Source organism: uncultured Campylobacter sp. (assembly GCF_938018035.1).
GTDB lineage: Bacteria > Campylobacterota > Campylobacteria > Campylobacterales > Campylobacteraceae > Campylobacter_B.
The window spans coordinates 1-1,305 of record NZ_CALIJF010000103.1 but is presented as its reverse complement, the minus strand read 5'-3'; the positions used below and the strand labels follow the sequence as shown (position 1 = coordinate 1,305).

Annotated in this window: 1 protein-coding gene; it reads right to left on the bottom strand. The window is 48.1% G+C overall.

Annotated features, from left to right (window positions below; genetic code table 11):
- Nucleotides 1–1,084 (bottom strand): Sua5/YciO/YrdC/YwlC family protein (locus tag Q0257_RS03270; protein WP_298021494.1); only part of this gene is annotated, 1,084 nt, incomplete at its 3' end.
- Nucleotides 1,085–1,305 lie beyond the last annotated feature (221 nt).

The window sequence follows — 1,305 nt, the reverse complement described above, 5'->3', positions numbered from 1 at the left end:
GCTCGTAGGCGCGCACGAACATATCCAAAAGCGCGAAAAATCGCTCATTCGTGGCGACGTTTTTAAGATCGCCGATGTAGGGCGAGATGAAAATTTGCCCGTCTTTGTAGATCACAAACTGATTTTTCAGCTCCGCTCCGAGCGCCAGAAAAGTGCCTTTGGCGCGGAATTTGCTAGGGAAAATTTTTGGGTTCATTCCGCGAGATGTTCGCAAAAATAGCGCACGATTTAGAGCGTTCGCTTCGGCGGAGGAATTTGTGTAGCTCGCCAAATTTGCGCTACTTGCCGGTTTTGCGGCATTCGCGAAATTCACAGAACTTGTGGGATTTGCAATGTTTGCTAAATTTGCGATACCTGCGGCGCAGGCGGATTTCGTTTCACAAACAGGTTTCGCTTCGGCGGCAGAATTTGCGTCATCTTGGTTTTTTTGAGGCGCCGAATTTGTGTCGTCCCAGCTAGTTTTGGAAGTAAAATTTACGATATCGCAACTTGTATCCGTATCGGAAGGTCTTTGCGGGTTCTCGAAATTTAACCCGCCCGTGGAATTTCCATTAAAATTTTGCGGAGTAGTAAGAGTTTGGATAGACACGGAATTCGTCGTAGAATTCTGCGCTAAGATTAAATTTTGCACGGAGTTTTTCATCTCGGTGCAAGTCGCAAGCGACGTAGCAACTTTGCTCGAATTGCAAGCCGTTTTTGAATCAGGCGTTAAAGTTTGCGCTTCAAACTGCGGTAAAAAGGCGATACTATCGTCACTCGGCGTTAAAATTTCGCGGTCGTTATCCAGGTAAAACGAGATGACGCCGCCCAGCTTCGCGCGCAACTCCTTGGCGTTAAAAATAATGGGCTCGCCGCTTATATTGGCGCTAGTAGCGACGATCGGGCGATCAAAGTATTCAAAAAGCAGCAGATGTACACCGGTATTGGCTAGGAAAATGCCGATTTTATTAAGGTTCGGCGCCACACTTGGAGCGATAAAAATCGCACCCGCCCTAAAAATCGCCGAAAAGCTCGCGGGCAAACGCACAAAATCGACCTTGCTATCGAAATATGCGCCATGCGCCTCCGTCATGTGTGTCCGCACAGAGCATGAGCCTTGCGAATTTATCGTCTGTTGCGGACTCCGCTCGCACGTCGCATGCTGCAAGTCTACCCCATCCTCAGCATGTCGCAAGCCCTGAGTATTCGCCGAATTTTGCGAAATAGACTCGTCCGTTGCAAGCCAAGAATCAGGCTTCTTCGCCGCACATTGCGAGTCTCTGTTATCAACTGCGAGTTGTAAATTTAAATCATTAGTTGTACGTT